Here is a 4,878-nt window from a genome sequence, read left to right as displayed (position 1 = left end):
CGCAGCTGCGCAGGGTCTGGGGGCTGACCGAGGTTCAGGCGGCGGCGCCGCCGCCGGCCTGAGGGGTGCCTGCCTGGACGATGGCCTCGACCAGCGCATCAAGGCTGCCCTGGCGTTCCTGCTCGCCCACCTCGAACAGCTCCAGCACGCCGGTGCCGCGCAGGATGGCGAAGGCCATGGCCGCAAAGCCCTGCGGGCGGGGATGGTGGGCCGCGATCTCGGGGAAGACGTCCAGGAAGCGGGTGTAGAACACGCTGTCCACATGTACCCGGCGCGCGTCCACGCGGTCGAACAGCGAGGGGGAGGCCTTGCAGCCGAAGAACATGCTCCAGGCCGCCTGGTAGTTGGCCGCGCCGAAGATGTTGTCCCAGGCCAGGGTGACGAAGGCCTCGGCACGCTCGCGCAGGGGCAGGGCCTTGTCGGGCCAGACCGTGCCCTGGTCGCTCAGCGGCTCCATGACCTCGATGACCAGCCGCTCCATCAGCGCATCGCGGCTCTCGAAGTGGTGCTGCAGCGCGCCCAGCGACACGTCGGCGCCGCGCGCGATGGCCTGCAGCGTGGCGCTCTTGAAGCCACCCTCGCGCAGCAGCGCCAGGGCGGAGTCGATGATCTTGCGTTGCGTTGTCTCCACACGCTCGGTCTGCGGCGTGCGTGCGCGCCGCTGCGTGGCGGACGTCGTCATGTTCTGGGCTCCAGAGGGCAAAAAAATAATAGTAGATTGTTTTTGTTTGTTGCGGGCGTTCAACCGTTGCCGCAGTGCGGCATGGCGGGCGGCAATGCGTCGATGGCCTTCGCTACTCCTTCTTCTTGGGCTTGTCCATAGGGATAAATTACAAGAAATAATAATTTATTGTTTTTTATAGTTGATACCCATCAACAAGGGGCGCACAAGGCCCCGCATTCCAACAGGCACCCCACGAGGAGACATTGCCGTGAAGACCACCGAAGTGTTCCAACCCCTGCGCCGCCGCGCGCCTTGCTGAGAGCCGGAGCACCCCCTTGATGCACAGTTCTTCTTCGCAGGGCCATCTGGAGCGCAGGCTCAAGAACCGCCACATCCAGCTCATCGCGCTGGGCGGCACCATCGGCACGGGCCTGTTCCTGGGCTCGGCCGGCATCATCGAGCTGGCCGGCCCGTCCGTGCTGCTCGGCTACGCCATTGGCGGGCTTATCATCTTTTTCATCATGCGTTTCCTGGGCGAGATGCTGGTCGAGGAGCCCAACGCGGGCTCGTTCAGCTATTTCGCCAACCGCTACCTGGGCCGCTTCGCGGGCTTTCTGGCGGGCTGGAACTGTGTGGCGCTGTATGTGCTCGTGGGCATGCTGGAGCTGACGGCCGCAGGCAAGTTCATCCAGTTCTGGTGGCCCGGCATACCCACCTGGGTGACGGCGGCGGTGTTCTTCGTGCTGATCAACGGCGTGAACTTCATCAACGTCAAGGCCTATGGCGAGTTCGAGTTCTGGTTCGCGCTGATCAAGATCGTGGCCGTGATGGCCATGATCGGCGCAGGCCTGTATTTGCTGTTCAGCGCCGACCGGCCCGAGCAGACCGTGCGCAACCTGTGGACGCACGGCGGCTTCTTCCCCAACGGCTTCTCAGGCCTGGTGATGGCCTTCGCCTTCATCATGTTCGCCTTCGGCGGCGTGGAGATGCTGGGCTTCGCGGCGGCCGAGACCGACCAGCCGCGCACCGTCATCCCCAAGGCCGTGAACCAGCTGATCTACCGCGTGCTGGTGTTCTACATCGGCTCCATGGCCGTGCTGATGTCGCTGATGCCCTGGACCGACCTGCTGGGCCAGCTCAAGGCCGGCGGCGACACCTACAGCAGCAGCCCCTTCGTGCTGGTGTTCTCGGGCCTGGGCGAGAACGTGGCCGCCCACCTGCTGAACTTCGTGATCCTCACGGCCACGCTGTCGGTCTACAACAGCATGGTCTACAGCAACAGCCGCCTGCTGTACGGCATGGCCAGCGAAGGCAATGCACCGCGCTCGCTGATGCAGGTCAACCGCCGCGGCGTGCCGGTGCGGGCCATCGTCTATCCGGCCATCTTCACGGCGCTGGCCATCGTGCTGAACTATGTGGCGCCGGCCGGCGTGCTGGAGCTGCTGATGTCGCTGATCGTGGCGGCCCTGGTGATCACCTGGACCATCATCATCGTGGCGCACTGGCGCTTTCGCCGGGCCCATGCGGCACGCGGGACCGTGCTGGGCTTTCCCGCACCGGCCGCGCCGCTGACCAATGCCATCTGCCTGGCCGCCATGGCCCTTGTGGTGGGCGTGATGCTGCTGACACCGTCGGTGCGGTCCTCCGCGCTGGCCATTCCGATCTGGGTCCTGGTGGTCTACGGGGCCTATCGCCTCGTGTTCCGCCAACGTCCCACGCCTGTGCTGGAATCCGTACTGGAACCCGCGCACATCCCCCGTTGAAACCTTCAAGGAGAACCAACCATGGCAGACCTGTTCGACAACCCGATGGGCCTGATGGGCTTCGAATTCGTGGAATTCGCATCGCCCACGCCCGGCGTGCTGGAGCCGCTGTTCGAGAAGCTGGGCTTCACGCTGGTGGCCAGGCACCGTTCCAAGAACGTGCTGCTGTACCGCCAGGGAGGCATCAACTTCATCATCAACAATGAGCCGGGGCAGGCCGCCTATTTCGCTGCCGAGCACGGCGCCTCGGCCTGCGGCCTGGCCTTCCGCGTCAAGGATGCGCACCAGGCCTACAAGCGCGCGCTGGAGCTGGGCGCGCAGCCGGTGGAGATCCCCACGGGTCCCATGGAGCTGCGCCTGCCGGCCATCAAGGGCATCGGCGGCGCGCCGCTGTACCTGATCGACCGCTTCGACGAAGGCAAGTCCATCTACGACATCGACTTCGAGTTCCTGCCCGGCGTGGACCGCAACCCCAAGGGCCACGGCTTCCAGGTGGTGGACCACCTGACGCACAACGTCTACCGCGGCCGCATGACCTACTGGGCGGACTTCTACAGCAAGCTGTTCAATTTCCGCGAGATCCGCTACTTCGACATCTCGGGCGAGTACACCGGCCTGGCCTCCAAGGCCATGACGGCGCCCGACGGCCTGATCCGCATTCCGCTGAACGAGGAATCGCGCCAGGGCGGCGGCCAGATCGAGGAATTCCTCATGCAGTTCAACGGCGAGGGCATCCAGCACATCGCGCTGCTGACGGACAACCTGCTGGACTCCATCGACCAGCTGCAGATGGCCGGCATTCCGCTGCTGACCGCGCCCAACGACATCTACTACCAGAACCTGGAAGGCCGCCTGCCCGGCCACGACCAGCCCGTGGGCGAGCTGCAGGCACGCGGCATCCTGCTGGACGGCACGACCGAGGGCGGCCAGCCGCGCCTGCTGCTGCAGATCTTCTCCCAGCCCATGCTGGGGCCCGTGTTCTTCGAGTTCATCGAGCGCAAGGGCAACTACCGCGAGGGCTTCGGCGAAGGCAATTTCAAGGCCCTGTTCGAGTCCATGGAGCGCGACCAGATCAACCGCGGCGTGCTGCAGACCGAGGCACCGCAGGGCGCCTGATCCCGACGGACGCAACGCGCCCGCCCGGCCCTGGCCGGGTGGGCGCGCTGTCGTCAGGGTAAACACGGGCGGCCCTACACTCGGTGCCCATGAATTCCCCCTCGATGCAACCGGTGGCGCTCGGTCAAAGCGCATTGCAAGTCAGCCCCATCTGCCTGGGCACCATGACGTTCGGCGAGCAGGTCGGCGAGGCCGAGGCCTTTGCCATCATGGACCGCGCGCTGGAGCGCGGCGTGGACTTCTTCGACACGGCCGAGATGTATGCCGTGCCCGCACGCGCCGAAACCTGCGGCGCCACCGAAACCATCATCGGCCGCTGGTTCGCCCAGCGCCCCGGCGCGCGCGCCAAGGTCGTGCTGGCCACCAAGGTGGCCGGTCCTTCGCGGGGCATGCCCTGGGTGCGCGAGGGCTTGGGGCTGACGGCGGCCGACATCGCCGCCTCCTGCGAAGGCAGCCTGCGCCGCCTGGGCACGGACGTGATCGACCTCTACCAGATCCACTGGCCCGAGCGCAACGTGCCGGCCTTCGGCCAGCTGTACTACGACCCGGCCAAGGAAAGCTCGCAGACCGGCATCCACGAGCAGCTCGAGGCGCTGGGCCGCCTGGTCCGTGAAGGCAAGGTGCGCCACATCGGCCTGTCCAACGAAACGCCCTGGGGCGTGCACGAATTCGTGCGCCTGGCCGAGCAGCACGGCCTGCCGCGCGTGGCCTCGGTGCAGAACGCCTACTGCCTGCTCAACCGCAGCTGGGAAAACGGCATGGATGAAAGCTGCCACCGCCTGGGCGTGTCGCTGCTGGCCTATTCGCCGCTGGCCTTCGGCCTGCTCACGGGCAAGTTCGACGTGCATGCGCCCACCGATCCCGCTGCGCCGCAGGCTGCACGCATTGCGCGCTACGAATCGGTGCGCAAGCAGCGCTGGGGCCGGCCCGAAGCCCTGGCCGCCGCGCGCCGCTACAACGCGCTGGCGCGCGAGCACGGCATGACGCCCACGCAGCTGGCGCTGGCGTTTTGCTACACCAAGTGGCAGGTGGCCAGCACCATCATCGGCGTGACCTCGGTGGCCCAGCTCGATGAGGACCTGAACGCCTGGGGCACGCAACTGTCGCCCGAACTGCTGTCGGCCATCGACGCCATCCGCTGGGAAGTGCGCGACCCTGCGCAATAGGCCTCGGCTCTGCGCCTTCAGCGGCTGCACTCGCCCTTGAGCGCAGCGGCCGCCAGCATGGGCAGGCTCAGCAGGCCCATGCCGCCGCCCTTGAACTCGCCCTTCATGCAGTCGCCCTGGGCGGCCTCGCGCATGCCGCTGGCCAGCGGGTCCTCGCGCTGCGCATGAA

Annotated in this window: 4 protein-coding genes; 3 read left to right on the top strand and 1 reads right to left on the bottom strand. The window is 66.6% G+C overall.

The annotated features are described in order from the left end of the window. Nucleotides 1-34 precede the first annotated feature (34 nt). Nucleotides 35-682, bottom strand: coding sequence for a TetR/AcrR family transcriptional regulator (locus tag L995_RS17710; RefSeq protein WP_016449233.1), 648 nt, complete (start codon nucleotides 680-682; stop codon nucleotides 35-37). A gap of 320 nt (nucleotides 683-1,002) precedes the next feature. Between L995_RS17710 and L995_RS17705 the strand changes: the two genes are divergently transcribed. The 3 genes from L995_RS17705 (at nucleotide 1,003) to L995_RS17695 (ending at nucleotide 4,709) form a co-directional block, all read left to right on the top strand. Then, nucleotides 1,003-2,427: an amino acid permease gene (locus L995_RS17705; protein WP_016451412.1), complete on the top strand. Its 1,425-nt coding sequence runs from the start codon at nucleotides 1,003-1,005 to the stop codon at nucleotides 2,425-2,427. A gap of 21 nt (nucleotides 2,428-2,448) precedes the next feature. Continuing rightward, nucleotides 2,449-3,543, top strand: coding sequence for a 4-hydroxyphenylpyruvate dioxygenase (gene hppD, locus L995_RS17700; RefSeq protein ID WP_047472818.1), 1,095 nt, complete (start codon nucleotides 2,449-2,451; stop codon nucleotides 3,541-3,543). Nucleotides 3,544-3,647: 104 nt separating this feature from the next. Continuing rightward, nucleotides 3,648-4,709, top strand: a complete 1,062-nt coding sequence (locus tag L995_RS17695) for an aldo/keto reductase (protein ID WP_047472817.1) — start codon at nucleotides 3,648-3,650, stop codon at nucleotides 4,707-4,709. The last annotated feature ends 169 nt before the right edge of the window (nucleotides 4,710-4,878 follow it).

This window comes from Delftia sp. ZNC0008 (assembly GCF_000799035.1).
GTDB classification, from domain to species: Bacteria; Pseudomonadota; Gammaproteobacteria; order Burkholderiales; family Burkholderiaceae_C; genus Comamonas; species Comamonas tsuruhatensis.
The sequence above is the reverse complement of the archived record's forward strand: the minus strand, read 5'-3'. Positions and strand labels throughout refer to the sequence as shown.

Excerpts from the sequence above, each read along its gene's own strand:
- L995_RS17710 (WP_016449233.1), bottom strand. The coding sequence starts at position 682 with ATGACGACGTCCGCCACGCAGCGGCGCGCACGCACGCCGCAGACCGAG.
- L995_RS17705 (WP_016451412.1), top strand. The coding sequence starts at position 1,003 with ATGCACAGTTCTTCTTCGCAGGGCCATCTGGAGCGCAGGCTCAAGAAC.
- hppD (WP_047472818.1), top strand. The coding sequence starts at position 2,449 with ATGGCAGACCTGTTCGACAACCCGATGGGCCTGATGGGCTTCGAATTC.
- L995_RS17695 (WP_047472817.1), top strand. The coding sequence starts at position 3,648 with ATGCAACCGGTGGCGCTCGGTCAAAGCGCATTGCAAGTCAGCCCCATC.